This window comes from Saccharothrix hoggarensis (assembly GCF_042678885.1).
Lineage (GTDB): Bacteria > Actinomycetota > Actinomycetes > Mycobacteriales > Pseudonocardiaceae > Actinosynnema > Actinosynnema hoggarensis.
The window spans coordinates 1-15981 of record NZ_JBHTLK010000166.1 but is presented as its reverse complement, the minus strand read 5'-3'; the positions used below and the strand labels follow the sequence as shown (position 1 = coordinate 15981).

Below are 15981 nucleotides of genomic sequence, written 5' to 3'. Positions count from 1 at the left end.
CCGCCCGATCCCGCGACGATCGAAAAGCGTGATCGCCGCAGAACGGGGCGGGAACGACCGACGCGGCCTCACGGGCCTCGCAGGTCTGGAGTGGTCGGCTCAGTGCTGCAGCGGGAAGCCGCCGCCGATGCCCCGCCAGGCGAGGTTGGAGATCAGCGCGACGGCGTCTTCCTTGGCGAGCTTGCGGTCGTCGGCCAGCCACGCTCGGGCCGTGACCTGCGACAACCCCACCAGGCCGACCGCCAGCAGGCGGGCGCGGTGCTCGTCGAGACCGGCGTCCGAGGTGATCGTGTCGGTGATGGCGTCCACGCTGTCGGTCGTCGCCCGCTCCACGGCGCGCGCCACCGCGGGCTCGCCGCGCAGGTCCGACTCGAACACCATGCGGAACGCCTGGCCCTCGCCGTCCACGAAGTCGTAGAACGCGGCCACCGCGGCCTTCACCCGCTGCTTGTTGTCCGTCGTGGACGCCAGCGCGCCGCGCACGCGGTTCACCAGCTCGTCCACGTGGGACTCCAGCAGCGCCATGTACAGCTCGAGCTTGCCGGGGAAGTGCTGGTAGAGCACCGGCTTGCTGACGCCCGCGCGCTCGGCGATCTCGTCCATCGCGGCGGCGTGGTAGCCGTTGGTCACGAACACGTCCTGCGCCGCGGCCAGCAACTGGGCACGTCGAGCGGTGCGTGGGAGCCGTACACCCCGCCCCGCCGCGCCGCCGTGGTGCCCGACCGCAGTCTGGGCCGTCTCCGTCATGGTGCCTCCAGCCAACCAATCGCATCGCGGAACCGGAAAGGGGTTGCCCTCCCAGGCTCGTCGGCAACCTTACTCGCTGGTAGCAGCGTTCCGGGAAAGCTTCTCGTTTCGTAGGACGCCCGGGCAGGCATCCTGGGGTCGTGACCGAGACGCTGGAGGCGCGCAGGACCGCCATCACCCACGTGCCGCTGTCCGCCGCGCCACTACCCCCGCTGGACACAACGATCCAGCCGTGGCCTGGTGACTACGTCGAGCTCGCCGGGCACAGCGTGCACGTCCGCCGCACCCCCGGGCCGACCGAGTCGACGGCGGTCTACGTGCACGGACTGGGCGGTTCGGCGACGAACTGGACCGACCTGGCCGCGCAGCTCCGCGAGCGCGTCGACGGCCACGCGCTGGACCTGCCGGGGTTCGGCCGCTCCGAGCCGATCGACGGCTACGACTACCGGATGAGCACGCACGCGCGGATCGTCACCGAGTACATCGAGTCGCTCGGCACGGGTCCGGTGCACCTGTTCGGCAACTCGATGGGCGGCGCGATCACGTTGATCGTCGCCTCCACCCGACCGGACCTGGTGCGGACGCTGACGCTGGTCTCGCCCGCCGTGCCGGACCTGCGGCCGAGCCTGCGCCGGGTGTCCGACCCGCGCCTGCCGCTCGCGTTCCTGCCGGTCGTGGGCGCGCGGGTGCGGGCCCAGCTGGCCGCCGTCACGCCGCGGGAGCGCACCCACCAGATGCTCCGGCTGTGCTTCGCGGACCCCACGTCGGTGCCGCCGCACCGGATCGAGCAGAGCGAGCACGAGTACACCGAGCGGTCGGCGCAGGCGTGGGCGGGCGACGCGCTGAGCCGGAGCACGGTCGACCTGATCCGGACGTGGCTGGTGCCGCGGTCGAAATCGATGTGGGTGCTCGCGCCGAAGGTGACCGCGCCGACGCTGGTCGTGTGGGGCGCCGAGGACCGGCTGGTCAGCGTCCGGAAGGCGCCGCGGGTGGCGCGGCTCGTGCCGCGCGGCCGGCTGCTCGTGCTGCCGCGGACCGGGCACGTGGCGCAGATGGAGCGGCCCGTCTCGGTGGCGCGCGCCGTGCTGGGCATGTGGGAGGCGGCCGACCGGGGCGCGTGGTGACCGCCAGGACCCCCGCGGACGGGTCCCGGACAGGTTCAGCCGGTCGGTGATGCGCAGGTCACCGGAGTCCGCCCCGAGGTCGGGGTTGTGGCACCCTGGTTGCCGTGAACCGGACGTCGCAGGGCGAGCGCGACACGGCGCCGTCCTCGGGTGACCGGCCGCCGTTGTCCGAAGACCGCTACCGCCGCGGCGCGCGCCGCACCGGCGCGGAGCCGCTGGCCGCGTCCTGGGAACCGACCGGCCGCAAGCCCCGCAAACGCCGCCGAGGCGTCAAGGGCCTCATCGCGAACTACGGCTGGCGCATCTACGCCATCCCGGTGCTGCTCGTGCTCACGGCCCTGGTCGTGCTGGACACGACCGCGCCGACGACGGGCAACGACCCGGGCGCCGGCGCGCCGACCGACCAGGCCGGGGACGCCGCGCCGATCACCACGCCCGCGCCGCCCGAGGCCACCGAGAAGCCGCCGGTCGAGATCGACCTGAAGAACTTCCCGACCGCGCAGCTCCCGGACGGCCCCAAGTTCTCCGAGCAGGGCTCGGGCACGTTCGCGGTGATCCCCGGCACCACCGCGCAGGCGGGCACCGGGAAGCTGTACCGGTACGCCATCGCCATCGAGGACGGCGTCGAGCCGGGCGACTACGGCGGGGACCGGGAGGCGTTCGCCCGGACGATCGACGGGTTCCTGTCCGACCCCCGCAGCTGGGTCGGCACCGGCACGGCCGCGCTGCAGCGCGTCGACAGCGGCGACGTCGACTTCACCATCGCCCTGACCACCACGAACACCGCCCACGCGGTGTGCGGGTTCTCGATCCAGTTCGAGGCGTCGTGCTGGCACCGGGCGAGCGGCCGGGTGATCATCAACACGGCCCGCTGGGTGCGCGGCGCGAAGGCCTACGGCAACGACATCAGCGGCTACCGGACCTACGCCATCAACCACGAGGTCGGGCACGCCCTGGGCAACGGCCACGTGGGCTGCGCGGTCGAGGGCGGCTTCGCCCCCGTGATGATGCAGCAGTCCTTCGGCGTGGCCAACGACTACGTCGCGCAGCTCAACTCCGTCCCCGGCGGCGACCGCGCGGCCGTGGCGGCGGACGGCAAGGTGTGCAAGCCCAACCCGTTCCCGGTGGCGCCCCAGTGATGCCGACCGCGTGACCGGCGAGGCACCGCCGGGAATCCCGCGCCTTGGGACGACTTCCCAAGCGGGAAGACGGACGGGCAGGCTGGTGTTGTCCGTCGGTAGAGGACATGTTTCGTCGAGGAGGACTCAGATGGCGCTTCCGCCGCTCGTGGAGCCCGCAGCGGAGCTGACCAAGGAAGAAGTCGCGCGGTACAGCCGCCACCTGATCATCCCGGACGTCGGGGTCGACGGGCAGAAACGGCTGAAGAACGCGAAGGTCCTGGTCGTCGGAGCGGGTGGCCTGGGCAGCCCGGCCCTGCTCTACCTCGCGGCGGCGGGTGTCGGCACGCTCGGCGTCGTCGACTTCGACATCGTCGACGAGTCGAACCTCCAGCGCCAGGTCATCCACGGTCAGTCGGACATCGGCAAGCCCAAGGCCGAGTCGGCGCGGGACTCGGTGGCCGAGATCAACCCGTTCGTGAAGGTGGTGCTGCACCAGACCCACCTGAACTCGGAGAACGTGCTCGACATCTTCCGCGACTACGACCTGATCCTGGACGGCACCGACAACTTCGCCACCAGGTACCTGGTGAACGACGCGGCCGTGCTGCTCGGCAAGCCGTACGTGTGGGGCTCGATCTTCCGGTTCGAGGGCCAGGTCAGCGTCTTCTGGGAGGACGCGCCGGACGGCCTCGGCCTGAACTACCGCGACCTCTACCCCGAGCCGCCGCCGCCCGGCATGGTGCCGTCGTGCGCCGAGGGCGGCGTGCTGGGCGTGCTGTGCGCGTCCATCGGCTCGATCATGGTGACCGAGGCGATCAAGCTGCTGACCGGCATCGGCGACCCGCTGCTCGGCCGGCTCATGGTGTACGACGCCCTGGAGATGTCCTACCGGACGATCAAGATCCGCAAGGACCCGGAGAGCGTCAAGATCACCGAGCTGATCGACTACGAGGCGTTCTGCGGCGTGGTGTCCGACGACGCCCAGCAGGCCGCGGCGGGCAACACCATCACGCCGCTGGAGCTGAAGCAGAAGCAGGACAGCGGGGAGGACTTCCTCCTGGTGGACGTCCGCGAGCCCCACGAGTACGAGATCGTGAAGATCCCCGGCTCGGTGCTCATCCCCAAGGACCGCATCCTGTCGGGCGAGGCGTTCGCGGAGCTGCCGCAGGACAAGCCGCTCGTGCTGCACTGCAAGTCGGGCGCGCGGTCCGCCGAGGCGCTGGCCGCGCTGCACCGGGCCGGCTTCAAGGACGCCGTGCACGTGGGCGGCGGTGTCCTCGCGTGGGCCCGTGAAGTGGACCCCTCGCTGCCGACGTATTAATGGCGCCGCCTCCGGCGTCGCGGCTCGGTCGCCTGGAAGTCGACCGCTCGCGCCCCGTTTTCCGACGATCGAAAAGCGTGATCGCCGGAAAACGGGGCGCGAACGATCGACGCGACCTCGCGGGGGGTCGCGAAGCGACGCGAACTCGCGGGGGGTCGTGAGGTGGCGTCGGGAACTCGCGGGGGGTCGCGAGGTGGCGGGGGCGCGAGGTGGGACGGGACCGGGTTGGCGTTCTGGTCAGGGGTTGGTGAGTTCGGCTAGGAAGAGCAGCAGGCCCGTGGTGCGGTGGCGGACGGCCAGGAGGAACGGGCGGTCGAACCGCACCGGCCGGGCCTCCCGCGGTGGGGGCGCCGACATGGGGGCGGCCATCGTGGTGACCGCCGCCCCCTCGACGCCTTGCTCGTCGAGCGTCAGCTTGGCCTGGTGGAGGACCTTCTCGACCATCAGCCACGAGTCGAACAGCGGGCCGGCGCCCAGCGCGCGCAGGTGGTCGGCTAGCTCGGTGGCGGCGGTCAGGTCCACCTGGGGCAGGTAGAGGTCGATCGCGGTCGGGCTCAGGCCCGTGAGCAGGTCGGCGAACGTTTCCCCGTCGAGTCGCGCGTGCGCCAGGGGCGCGTCGGGCACCAGGGCGACCACGTCCATCGCCTCCGTGCATGGGAGGCGCACGGCCTGCCAGCCGTGCCGCGCGACGTGGCTGAACGTGCCGACCCGGCGCATGGTCGGCGCCATCACCTTGCCCGCGGGCGTGCGGAACTTCCGGGGCAGGGTGTCCTCCGCCGGGAACTCCTTCGTCCACGCGGCCTTGGCGTGCAGCGCGTTGACCAGCACGGCGAGGGTTCCGGGTGTGATGGCGCCCGGCGGGACGGCCTCGGGGACCAAGCCGCGGGTCTGCTCCGCCACCACCTTGTTGATCTCGACGTGCGCGTTCTCGTCCAGCACGAGCGGCCGGACTCCGGGGTGCTCGGCGAGAGGGCCGGACGGATCGGCCCAGATGGTGTCGGTCGACGTCACGGCGTCGTCGTGGGCGGCGTCGGCGAGCAGCTCCGCGGTCCGCTCGACGTCGGCGCGGAGCACGTCGGAGACGGCGGCTCGCGTGTCGCCGCCCGCCACGTCGGAGGCGGCGCACAGCGCCGCGGCCACGGAGAAGGGCGACCAGCAGCGGTTGCCGGCGGGCAGCTCGCGGTGCAGGCTGAGCGCGAACTCGGCGTGCGTGGCGTCGGTCACAGGCAACCCCTGAGGTGAGTCCGCATTATTGCGGTTAGGCCAAAGGCGTGGACACCACGCGTTTCGCCGCCCGAGGTCCACCAACCGAGGGCGTCGTGCAGGTAGCGTGCCGGCGTGACCCCATCTCCGGAGCCGCCACCGTCGCACGTGCGCGCAGCGTTCGGCGCGCGGGACGCCGAGCCGGAGCTGATCGACGGCGGTCCGGTGTGGCGGTGCGGGGACGCGGCCATCCGCCCGGCGGGCAAGCCGGCCGAGGCGACGTGGGTCGCCAAGACGCTCGACGGGCTCGACGTCGACAACCTGCGCGTCGCGCGCCCGCTGCGGTCCACCGACGGGCGGTACGTCGTCGGCGGCTGGGCGGCGACCAAGTACCTGGCCGGGCGCGCCGAGCCCCGGCACGACGAGGTCGTCGACGTCGCCGTGAAGCTGCACCGCGCGACCGCGGACCTGGTGAAGCCGCGCTTCCTCGACGCCCGCACCGACCTGTTCGCCACCGCCGACCGGTGCGCGTGGGAGGAGGAGCAGGTCGACCTCGACCCGGACCTGGGCGGACGGCTGTTCGACGTGTGCGCGGCCTACCGCAAGCCCGTCGCGCTCAAGCCCCAGGTCGTGCACGGCGACCTGTTCGGCACGGTCCTGTTCGCCGGCGACGCGGCGCCCGCCATCATCGACTTCGTCGCCTACTGGCGGCCCGGCCCGTACGGCGCGGCGGTCGTCGTGGTCGACGCGCTGTCCTGGGGTGGCGCGGATCACGGTCTCGTCCAGCGGTGGGCCCACCTGGAGGAGTGGCCGCAGATCCTCCTGCGGGCGACCCTGTTCCGCCTCGCGGTCCACGCCCTGCACCCCCGGTCGAGCCGACAATCTCTCGTCGGGCTGGAGCGAACGGCCGCGAAGGTGCTCGAACTGCTGTGACCTCACCCTCATCGCGTGGGTGCTGAGCAGTCAAGTTCGCGTGGACGAAACATCTCGTGTGCCGCCGTTAACAGCTGCTTCCTACCGTCGGGCAGGTGACCGACTCCCGCAGAATCGACACGCACTGCCCGTACTGCGCGCTGCAGTGCGCGATGACGATCGAGAACGGCAAGGTGTCGCCGCGGGAGTTCCCGACCAACCGCGGCGGGCTGTGCCAGAAGGGCTGGACGTCGGCCGAGCTGCTGACGTCGCCCGCCCGGCTCACCACGCCGCTGGTCCGCCGGGACGGCGAGCTGCGGCCGGCCACGTGGGACGAGGCGCTCGACGTGGTCGCGGCCAAGCTCCGCGCCCTCCGCGAGGAGCACGGGCCCGACGCGGTCGGCGTGTTCGGCGGCGGCGGGCTGACCAACGAGAAGTCGTACGCGCTGGGCAAGTTCGCCCGGGTCGCGCTGGGCACCTCGCAGATCGACTACAACGGCCGGTTCTGCATGTCGAGCGCGGCGGCGGCCGGGATGAAGGCGTTCGGGCTGGACCGGGGCATGCCGTTCCCGGTGACCGACCTGGACGACGCGGGCGCGGTGCTGCTGGTCGGCGGCAACCCGGCCGAGACGATGCCGCCGTTCGTGCAGCACCTCAAGAACGCCGAGCTGATCGTCATCGACCCGCGCCGCACGGCCACCGCCGAGCTGGCCACGCTGCACCTCCAGCCCGCGCCGGGCACCGACCTCGCGCTGGCCCTGGGCCTGCTGCACTCCGCCGTCGCCGACGGCCACCTCGACCAGCGGTACCTCGATGACCGGACGACCGGGTTCGAGGACGCGTGGCGCATCGCCGCGTCGTGGTGGCCGGAGCGGGTGGAGCGGGTCACCGGCGTGCCGGTCGCCGACCAGCGCGCGGCCGTGCGCATCCTGGCCGAGGCGCGCAACGCGTACATCCTCACCGGCCGCGGCACCGAGCAGCACGCCAGCGGCGCGGACACCGTGTCCGCGTGGATCAACCTGGCGCTGGCGCTCGGCCTGCCCGGCACGAAGGGCTCCGGCTACGGCTGCCTCACCGGCCAGGGCAACGGGCAGGGCGGGCGTGAGCACGGCCAGAAGGCCGACCAGCTCCCCGGCTACCGCAAGATCACCGACCCGGACGCCCGCGACCACGTCATGGGCGTGTGGGGCGTGGACGACCTGCCCGGTCCCGGCCGGTCCGCCTACGAGCTGCTCGACGCGCTCGGGCAGCCGGGCGGCCCGAAGGCGCTGCTGGTGTTCGGCAGCAACGTCATCGTGTCCGCGCCGCGCTCGCAGCACGTCGCCGACCGGCTGAAGGCGCTGGACCTGCTGGTCGTGGCGGACCTGGTGCTGTCGGAGACGGCCGCGGTCGCCGACGTCGTGCTGCCGGTCACGCAGTGGGCCGAGGAGGGCGGCACGATGACGAACCTCGAAGGCCGCGTGCTGCTGCGGCAGGTGGCCGTGGAGCCGCCCGAGGGCGTGCGCAGCGACCTCGACGTCCTGCAGGGCCTCGCGACGCGCCTCGGCCAGCCCGCCGAGCGGTTCCCGACCGAGCCCGAGGTGGTGTTCGAGGAGCTGCGCCGGGCGTCCAAGGGCGGGTTGGCCGACTACTCCGGCGTCACCTACGAGCGCCTGCGCCAGGGCGAGGCCCTGCACTGGCCCGTGGTGGGGGAGAGCACGCCCCGCAACTTCCTCGACCGGTTCGCCCACCCGGACGGCCGGGCGCGGTTCGTCCCGGTCGAGCACCGCGGGCCCGCGGAGCTGCCCGACGCCGAGTACCCGTTGCAGGCCACGACCGGCCGGGTGCTCCAGCACTACCAGTCCGGGGCGCAGACCCGGCTGGTGCGGGAGCTGAACCAGGCCGAGCCGGAGGCGTACGTGGAGGTCCACCCGGACACCGCGACCCGCGCGGGGGTGCGCGACGGCCAGCTCGCGTCCGTGGTGTCGCGGCGCGGCCGGACCGTGGCCAGGGTGCGCTGCGTGCCGTCCATGCGGGTGGACCTCGTGTTCCTGCCCTTCCACTTCGCCGGGGAGGGCCGGGCGAACCTGCTGACCAACCCGGTGCTGGACCCGACCAGCCGGATGCCCGAGTTCAAGGTGTGCGCGGTCCGATTGGAGTCGGTATGAGGAACGTTGTCGTCGTGGGCTACGGCATGGCCGGCGCCCGGCTGGCCGACGAGATCCGCCGCCGCGACCCGAAGGCGGACCGGGTCGCGGTGACCGTGCTGGGCGACGAGGCGCACCCGGCGTACAACCGGGTGCTGCTGTCCAGCGTGGTGGCGGGGTCGCTGACCCCGGAGGCGGTGCGGCTGCACGATGAGGACTGGGCCGCCAGGCACCACGTCGACCTGCGGCTCGGCGGGTCCGTGACCAAGATCGACCGGACCCGGCGGGTCGTCCACGTGGACGACACCGAGGTGCCGTACGACGCGTTGGTGCTGGCCACCGGCGCGCGGTCGTGGGTGCCGCCGACGGACGGGCTGCTCGACGGCAACGGCGACCTGGCGCCCGGCGTCGTGGCGTTCCGCTCGCTGGACGACTGCGCCCGGATCGTAGACAAGGCGTCGCCCGGCACGCCGGTCGCCGTGCTCGGCGGCGGCCTGCTCGGGCTGGAGGCCGCGCGCGGCCTGGCCGGCCGGGGCTGCCTGGTCACCGTCGTCCACCCGGTCGGGCACCTGATGGAACGGCAGCTCGACGCGGGCGCGGGCCGGGTGCTCGCCGCCACGCTGAACGGCCTCGGCATCGAGTTCCGGCTCGGCGTGCTGGCCACCCGGTACGTGCCCGGCGACGGGCTGGAGCTGAACGACGGAACGCACGTGCCCGCGGACCTGGTCGTCGTCTCGGCGGGCGTGCGCGCGGAGACCGGGCTGGCCGAGCAGGCGGGCATCGACGTCGACCGCGGCATCCTCGTGGACGACGCGCTGCGCACCAGCGACCCCAGGGTGCACGCCATCGGCGACTGCGCCCAGCACGTCGGCACGGTGTCCGGCCTGGTCCAGCCCGCGTGGGAGCAGGCCGCCGTGCTCGCCGACCGGCTCACCGGCGCCGCGCCCGCCGCCCGTTACGCCGGCACCACCGTCGTGACCAGGCTGAAGGCCCGTGACGTCGACCTGGCCGCGCTGGGCGACGTGCACGTCGGCGTCGACTCGGCCGACGACGAGGTGCTGTGCTTCCAGGACCCGGCGCGCGGCCGGTACGCGAAGCTCGTGCTGCGCGACGACAAGGTCACCGGCGCGATCGTGCTCGGCGCGCCGGACGCGGCGGCGGCCATCACCCAGCTGTTCGACCGGGGCCTGCCCGCGCCGACCGACCGGCTCGCGCTGCTGCTGGGCCGCGCGCTGCCCGCCGAGAACGAGGCCAGCCCCGCCGACCTGCCCGCGTCCGCGGTGGTGTGCCGGTGCAACACGGTCAGCAAGGGGCAGCTGGTCAGCGCGTGGCGCGCGGGCGCGACGACGATCTCCGCGATCGCGGAGGTCACGCGGGCGAGCACGGGCTGTGGCGGCTGCAAGGACGCGGTGTGCGGGATCGTCGACTGGCTCGCGGCCTCACAGCCCCAGTCGGCGTGATGTGCGGGGGAGTTGCCGCCGACGACACCTGTCCGAACGTCGGGGTAACGGACCGTTCTTACGGTTCCCACAACGGGAAATCGGTGTCCGGGAGGGTCCAATGAGCACGGTGGTGGAGACCGAGGGCGTTGCGCCGCAGGCGAAGCGCGGTGGTCGGTGGATCGAGCACTGGGAGCCGGAAGACCCCTCTTTCTGGGAGGCGACCGGCAAGAAGGTAGCCCGCAAGAACCTGATCTTCTCCATCCTCGCGGAGAACCTGGGCTTCACGGTGTGGAGCCTGATGAGCATCGTGGTCGTGAGCCTGGGCCAGGTCGGCTTCAGCTTCACCGTCGGCCAGACGTTCTGGCTGCTGATCGTGCCGAACCTGGTCGGCGCGGTGCTGCGCATCCCCTACACGTTCGCGGTGCCGAAGTTCGGCGGGCGGGCGTGGACCACGATCAGCGCCGGCCTCCTGCTGATCCCCACGACGATGCTGGCGATCGCGGTGACGAACCCCGGCACGCCGTACTGGTTCTTCCTGCTCACGTCGGCCGCGATGGGCTTCGGCGGCGGCAACTTCTCGTCGTCCATGGCGAACATCTCGTTCTTCTACCCGGAGGGCAAGAAGGGCCTGGCGCTCGGCCTCAACGCGGCGGGCGGCAACCTCGGCGTGGCGATGGTGCAGCTGGTCGTGCCGATCATCATCTCGCTCGGCACGGGCATCAACCTGGCCTACGCGGCGCTGTTCTGGATGCCGTTCATCATCGTCGCCTCGGCGTGCGCGTGGTTCCTCATGGACAGCCTCACCCAGGCCAAGCCGGACGGCTCGTCGTACAAGAAGGCGATGTCGAACAAGCACACGTGGGTGATGTCGTTCCTGTACATCGGCACGTTCGGCTCGTTCATCGGCTTCTCGTTCGCGTTCCCGTCGCTGATCAAGCTGAGCTTCGTGGACTACAAGAGCTTCGTCGGCCTGGCCTTCCTCGGCGCCCTCATCGGCTCGGTGAGCAGGCCGTTCGGCGGGTGGCTCGCCGACCGGTTCGGCGGCGCGCGGATGACCATGGCGGTGTTCCTCGGCCTGGCCGTGGGCACGGTGGCCCTGCTGGTCAGCATCGAGATCCGCAGCTTCGCGCTGTTCTTCGGGGCGTTCATCGCCCTGTTCGTGCTGGCCGGCGTGGGCAACGGCTCGACCTACCGGATGATCCCGGCGATCTTCGCCGCGCAGACCCAGGACGTCCGGTCGGCCAAGCGGCAGGCCGCCGCGGTGGTCGGCATCGCGGGCGCGGTCGGCGCGTTCGGCGGCGTGCTGGTCAACCTGGTCTTCAAGTTCTCGCTGGAGGGCAGCAAGACGCTGGCGCCCGCGCTGACGGCGTTCCTGGTGTTCTACGGCGTCTGCATGGCCACGACCTGGTGGTTCTACATGCGGCGGCGCGTGTTCGCGCGCCGGCCGAGCCTGGCCTACGCCGGCGTGTGACGCGCGTGTGACGCACACAACGCTCTGAACAGCGGCGTGAGTCTGCTTTAACGCCTGCGCAACATTCGCGACCTTGGCACGACACGGTGCCCGGTGAGCATTGACCCGGGCAGAAGGAGGGATGGGGACCATGACGCGAACGCTTGTGGTGGTCGGTCACGGCATGGTCGGACACCGGCTCGTGGAGGCGCTCCGCGAGAAGGACGCCACCGACCAGTGGCGGATCGTGGTGTTCGCCGAGGAGGGCCGCCCCGCCTACGACCGCGTCGCGCTGTCGTCCTATGTGGACAGCTGGGACGCGGGCTCGCTGAGCCTCGCGCCGCACGACGACGAGCGCGTGGAACTGCACCTGAACGAGCAGGTCGTGCACATCGACCGGGACAGCCGCGTGGTGCGCACCACCACCGGCCGGGCCCAGTCGTACGACGCCCTGGTGCTGGCCACCGGCTCGGTGCCGTTCGTGCCGCCCGTGCCGGGCCGCGACCTGCCGGGCTGCCACGTCTACCGGACCATCGAGGACCTCGACGGCATCCGCGCCACCGTGGAGTCCGCGCACGGCGGCGGCGGTCGCCGGGCCGGCATGGTGCTCGGCGGCGGCCTGCTCGGGCTGGAGGCCGCGAACGCGCTGCGCGGCATGGGCATCTCGCCGCACGTCGTCGAGCTGGGGCCGCGCCTGATGCCGCTCCAGGTGGACGAGGGCGGCGCCGGCCTGCTCAAGCGGCTGGTGGAGAAGCTGGACCTGACCGTGCACACCGGCACGTCGGCGTCGGTGATCGAGCGGGACGGCGACCGGCTCATCGCCAAGCTCTCCAACGGCGTCGAGCTCGACCTCGACGTGGTCGTGTTCTCCGCGGGCATCCGGCCGCGCGACGAGCTGGCCCGGTCGTTCGGCCTCACCGTCGGCGAGCGCGGCGGCATCGTCGTGGACGAGGCGTGCCGCACGTCCGATGAGCACATCTACGCCATCGGCGAGTGCGCGAACCTCGACGGCATGGTGTACGGCCTGGTCGCGCCCGGCTACTCGATGGCCGAGGTCGTCGCGGACCGGCTGCTCGGCGGCAGCGCCGTGTTCCCCGGCGCTGACATGTCCACCAAGCTCAAGCTCCTCGGCGTGGACGTGGCGTCGTTCGGCGACGCGCACGCCAAGGAGGAGGGCGCGCTGGAGGTCGTCGTCAACGACGCCGTGGCCGGCACGTACGCCAAGGTCGTGGTGTCCGACGACGCGAAGACGCTGCTCGGCGGCATCCTGGTCGGCGACGCGTCCAAGTACCCCGTGCTGCGGCCGCTCGTCGGCCGTCCCGTGCCGGGAGACCCTGTGGCGCTGATCGGCCCGGCGGGCGGCGTCGAGCTGTCGCTGCCGCACGACGCGCAGGTGTGCTCCTGCCACGCGGTCACCAAGCAGCAGATCGTCGACGTGGTGAACTCCGGCGAGGCCGTGGACGTGCCCGGCATCAAGGCGTGCACCAAGGCGGGCACGGGCTGCGGCTCGTGCGTGCCGATGCTGAAGAAGCTGCTCTCCGAGTGCGGCGTCGAGCAGTCCCGCGCGCTGTGCGAGCACTTCGACCACTCGCGCGCCGACCTGTTCGAGATCGTCCGCTCCACCGGCATCACCACGTTCTCCGAGCTGATCACCCGGCACGGCCGCGGCCTCGGCTGCGACATCTGCAAGCCCGCCGTCGCCTCGATCCTGGCGTCGCTGGAGAACGGGCACGTGCTGGAGGGCGAGCAGGCGACGCTCCAGGACACCAACGACCGCTTCCTGGCCAACATGCAGCGCAACGGCACCTACTCGGTCGTGCCGCGCATCCCCGGCGGCGAGATCACGCCGGAGAAGCTCATCGTCATCGGCGAGGTCGCCCGCGACTTCGGCCTCTACACCAAGATCACCGGCGGTCAGCGGATCGACCTGTTCGGCGCGACCGTGGACCAGCTGCCGCAGATCTGGTCGCGGCTGGTCGACGCGGGCTTCGAGTCCGGCCACGCCTACGGCAAGGCGCTGCGGACGGTGAAGTCGTGCGTCGGCACCACGTGGTGCCGGTTCGGCGTGCAGGACTCGGTGTCGCTGGCCATCGAGCTGGAGCTGCGCTACCGCGGCCTCCGGTCGCCGCACAAGCTGAAGTCCGCCGTGTCCGGCTGCGCCCGCGAGTGCGCCGAGGCGCGGGGCAAGGACTTCGGCATCATCGCGACCGAGAACGGCTGGAACCTGTACGTCGGCGGCAACGGCGGCTTCACCCCGCGCCACGCCGACCTCATCGCGTCCGACGTGGACACCGAGACCCTGATCAAGCTGATCGACCGGTTCCTGATGTTCTACATCCGCACCGCGGACCGGTTGCAGCGCACCTCGACGTGGATCGAGTCGCTGGAAGGCGGGCTGGACCACCTGCGCGACGTCATCGTCAACGACAGCCTCGGCATCTGCGCCGACCTGGAGGCGGCGATGGCCAAGCACGTGGACAACTACGCCGACGAGTGGCGGGGCGTGCTGGAGGACCCGGAGAAGCTGGCGCGGTTCACCTCGTTCGTGAACGCGCCCGGCACGCCCGACCCGACGATCTCCTTCCGCGAGGAACGCGGTCAGAAGGTGCCCGTCCTGCTCGGCGTCCCGTCCCCGGGCGCGGGCGGCCAGGCGTTCCGCGGCACCGGCGACCAGGCAACCCTGAGCACGGCGAACGACGAGGCGGAGGTTTCCCGATGACACCCGTGTGCGAGTTGAGCGCCCTCCGGCCCGACCACGGGGTGGCCGCCCTGCTGCCCGACGGCTCCCAGGTGGCGGTGTTCCTCACCTCCGCCGGGACGGTGCACGCGCTGGGCAACATCGACCCGTTCAGCGGCGCGGCGGTGATGTCGCGCGGCATCATCGGCGACCGGGGCGGCGTGCCGGTGGTCGTGTCGCCCGTCTACAAGCAGGCGTTCGAGCTGACGACCGGCAAGTGCCTGGACGACCCCTCGACCGGGGTGCCCGTGCACCCGGTGGTCGTGACCGACGGCGTGATCCAGGTCGGGTCGCCGTGACCGCCGCCCCGCTGGCCGGGTACACGGTCGGGGTGACCGCCGCCCGGCGGGCCGACGAGCTCTCGGCTTTGCTGGAACGCAAGGGCGCGACCGTGCTGCAGGGTCCCGCCATCCGGATCGTGCCGCTGCCCGACGACGCGGAGCTGCTGGCCGCGACGCGGGCCGTGGTGGAGGAACCGGTGGACGTCGCCGTGGCGACCACCGGCATCGGCTTCCGCGGCTGGGTGGAAGCGGCCGAGGGCTGGGGGCTGGGCGCGCGGCTGCTGTCGCGGCTGTCCGGGGCCCGGGTGCTGGCGCGGGGGCCGAAGGCGCGGGGCGCGGTGCGGGCCGCGGGCCTGGTGGAGGCGTGGTCGCCCGAGGGGGAGAGCAACGCGGAGCTGCTGGACCACCTGTTGAGGTCCGGCGTGGCCGGTCTGCGCGTCGCCGTGCAGCTGCACGGCGAGCCGCTGCCGGACTTCACGTCCGCGTTGCGGGCGGCGGGTGCCACCGTCGTCGAGGTGCCCGTCTACCGCTGGACCGGTCCGTCCGACCCCGCGCCGCTGGAACGGTTGCTGGAGGCCGTGCTGGCGGGGCAGGTCGACGCGCTGACGTTCACCAGCGCGCCGGCCGCGTCCTCCGTGCTGCGGGTCGCCGACGCGATGGGCAGGCTGCCGGACCTGGTGTCGCTGCTGCGGGACGAGGTGCTGGTGGTGGGCGTCGGCTCGATCACCGCCGGGCCGCTGGTGGACGCCGGCATCCCGGTGGTGCAGCCCGCCCGCGCCCGGATCGGCGCGCTGGCCCGTGAGCTGACGCTGGAGCTGCCCGCTCGCGCGACCCGGCTCCGGATCGCCGCCCGTGACGTCGAGCTGCGCGGCGAGGCCGTCGTGGTGGACGGCGAGGTGCGGCCCGTGCCGCCCGCCCCGATGGCCGTGCTGCGGGTCCTGGCCGCCGCGCGCGGCCGGGTGGTGTCCCGCCGTGAGCTGCTGGCGGCGCTGCCCAGCGGCGGCGAGGAGCACGCCGTGGAGACCGCGATCGGCCGCCTGCGCTCGGCGCTGGGCGAGCCCCGCATGGTCGCCACGGTCGTGAAGCGCGGTTACCGACTGGCCATGGACCCCGCGGGAGTGGCGGTATGACCCTGGTTCTCGTCGCGCACGGCACCCGCGACCCCGCCGGCGCGGTCGTCGTGGAGCAGATCGCCGCCCTGGTCCGCGCCCGGTTGGGCGGTGTGCCGGTGCGCGTCGCCTACGCCGACGTGCGGCAGCCGGACGTGACCTCGGTGCTGTCCGGGCTGACCGGCCCGGCCGTGGTCGTGCCCGCGTTCCTGGCCGCCGGGTACCACGTCCGGGTGGACATCCCGGCGCAGGTCGCGGCCTCGGGGCACCCGGACGCGGTCGTCACCGACCCGATCGGCCCGGCGCTGCTGCCCGCGCTGCTGGCCCGCCTGTCCGAGGCGGGTTGGCGTCAGGGCGACTCCGTCGTGCTGGCCGCCGCCGGGTCGTCCGACCCGCGCGCGCTGGCCG

General features: G+C 72.7%; 13 protein-coding genes. 11 read left to right on the top strand and 2 right to left on the bottom strand.

Going from position 1 to position 15981, the window contains the following annotated elements; all coding sequences use genetic code 11:
* Window positions 1-99: 99 nt before the first annotated feature.
* Complete coding sequence (locus tag ACFQ3T_RS25775) at window positions 100-747, bottom strand: TetR/AcrR family transcriptional regulator (protein ID WP_158849269.1); 648 nt, start codon at window positions 745-747, stop codon at window positions 100-102.
* A gap of 140 nt (window positions 748-887) precedes the next feature.
* Here ACFQ3T_RS25775 and ACFQ3T_RS25770 point away from each other — a divergent pair, with 140 nt between their 5' ends.
* The 3 genes from ACFQ3T_RS25770 to moeZ all read left to right on the top strand — a co-directional run bounded on the left by ACFQ3T_RS25770 (window position 888) and on the right by moeZ (window position 4313).
* Window positions 888-1871 (top strand): alpha/beta fold hydrolase, encoded by a 984-nt coding sequence (locus tag ACFQ3T_RS25770; RefSeq protein ID WP_380726742.1) that lies wholly within the window; start codon window positions 888-890, stop codon window positions 1869-1871.
* Window positions 1872-1975: 104 nt separating this feature from the next.
* Entirely contained in the window at window positions 1976-3010 is a 1035-nt protein-coding gene (locus ACFQ3T_RS25765; RefSeq protein ID WP_380726740.1) for a DUF3152 domain-containing protein, read from the top strand.
* A gap of 130 nt (window positions 3011-3140) precedes the next feature.
* Complete coding sequence (moeZ, locus tag ACFQ3T_RS25760; RefSeq protein ID WP_380726738.1) at window positions 3141-4313, top strand: adenylyltransferase/sulfurtransferase MoeZ; 1173 nt, start codon at window positions 3141-3143, stop codon at window positions 4311-4313.
* 237 nt (window positions 4314-4550) lie between these two features.
* Here moeZ and ACFQ3T_RS25755 read toward each other — a convergent pair whose 3' ends face one another.
* A complete protein-coding gene (locus ACFQ3T_RS25755; protein ID WP_380726736.1) occupies window positions 4551-5537 on the bottom strand; it encodes a serpin family protein in 987 nt (328 codons plus the stop codon).
* 114 nt (window positions 5538-5651) lie between these two features.
* On the opposite strand from ACFQ3T_RS25755, the gene ACFQ3T_RS25750 reads away from it, so the two are divergent.
* The 8 genes from ACFQ3T_RS25750 to ACFQ3T_RS25715 all read left to right on the top strand — a co-directional run.
* Window positions 5652-6449 carry a TIGR02569 family protein gene (locus ACFQ3T_RS25750; RefSeq protein ID WP_380726734.1) on the top strand — a complete coding sequence of 266 codons (798 nt, stop codon included), beginning with the start codon at window positions 5652-5654 and terminating at the stop codon, window positions 6447-6449.
* Between the two features lie 152 nt (window positions 6450-6601).
* Window positions 6602-8575 carry a molybdopterin oxidoreductase family protein gene (locus ACFQ3T_RS25745; RefSeq protein ID WP_380726744.1) on the top strand — a complete coding sequence of 658 codons (1974 nt, stop codon included), beginning with the start codon at window positions 6602-6604 and terminating at the stop codon, window positions 8573-8575.
* Window positions 8572-10014, top strand: coding sequence for an FAD-dependent oxidoreductase (locus tag ACFQ3T_RS25740; protein ID WP_380726732.1), 1443 nt, complete (start codon window positions 8572-8574; stop codon window positions 10012-10014). The genes ACFQ3T_RS25745 and ACFQ3T_RS25740 overlap by 4 nt, the downstream gene beginning before the upstream one ends.
* Before the next feature lie 100 nt (window positions 10015-10114).
* The gene (locus ACFQ3T_RS25735) at window positions 10115-11467 is read left to right on the top strand and encodes an MFS transporter (protein ID WP_380726730.1); all 1353 of its coding nucleotides are present in this window, start codon (window positions 10115-10117) and stop codon (window positions 11465-11467) included.
* 130 nt (window positions 11468-11597) lie between these two features.
* Window positions 11598-14165, top strand: a complete 2568-nt coding sequence (gene nirB / locus ACFQ3T_RS25730) for a nitrite reductase large subunit NirB (RefSeq protein WP_380726728.1) — start codon at window positions 11598-11600, stop codon at window positions 14163-14165.
* On the top strand, window positions 14162-14482 hold the full coding sequence (gene nirD / locus ACFQ3T_RS25725; protein ID WP_380726726.1) for a nitrite reductase small subunit NirD: 321 nt from the start codon (window positions 14162-14164) through the stop codon (window positions 14480-14482). Before nirB ends, nirD begins: the two co-directional genes overlap by 4 nt.
* A complete protein-coding gene (locus ACFQ3T_RS25720; RefSeq protein ID WP_380726724.1) occupies window positions 14479-15594 on the top strand; it encodes a uroporphyrinogen-III synthase in 1116 nt (371 codons plus the stop codon). Before nirD ends, ACFQ3T_RS25720 begins: the two co-directional genes overlap by 4 nt.
* Window positions 15591-15981, top strand: a 391-nt coding sequence (locus tag ACFQ3T_RS25715; protein WP_380726722.1) for a sirohydrochlorin chelatase, incomplete at its 3' end; no start/stop codon positions are given. The genes ACFQ3T_RS25720 and ACFQ3T_RS25715, both read left to right, overlap by 4 nt.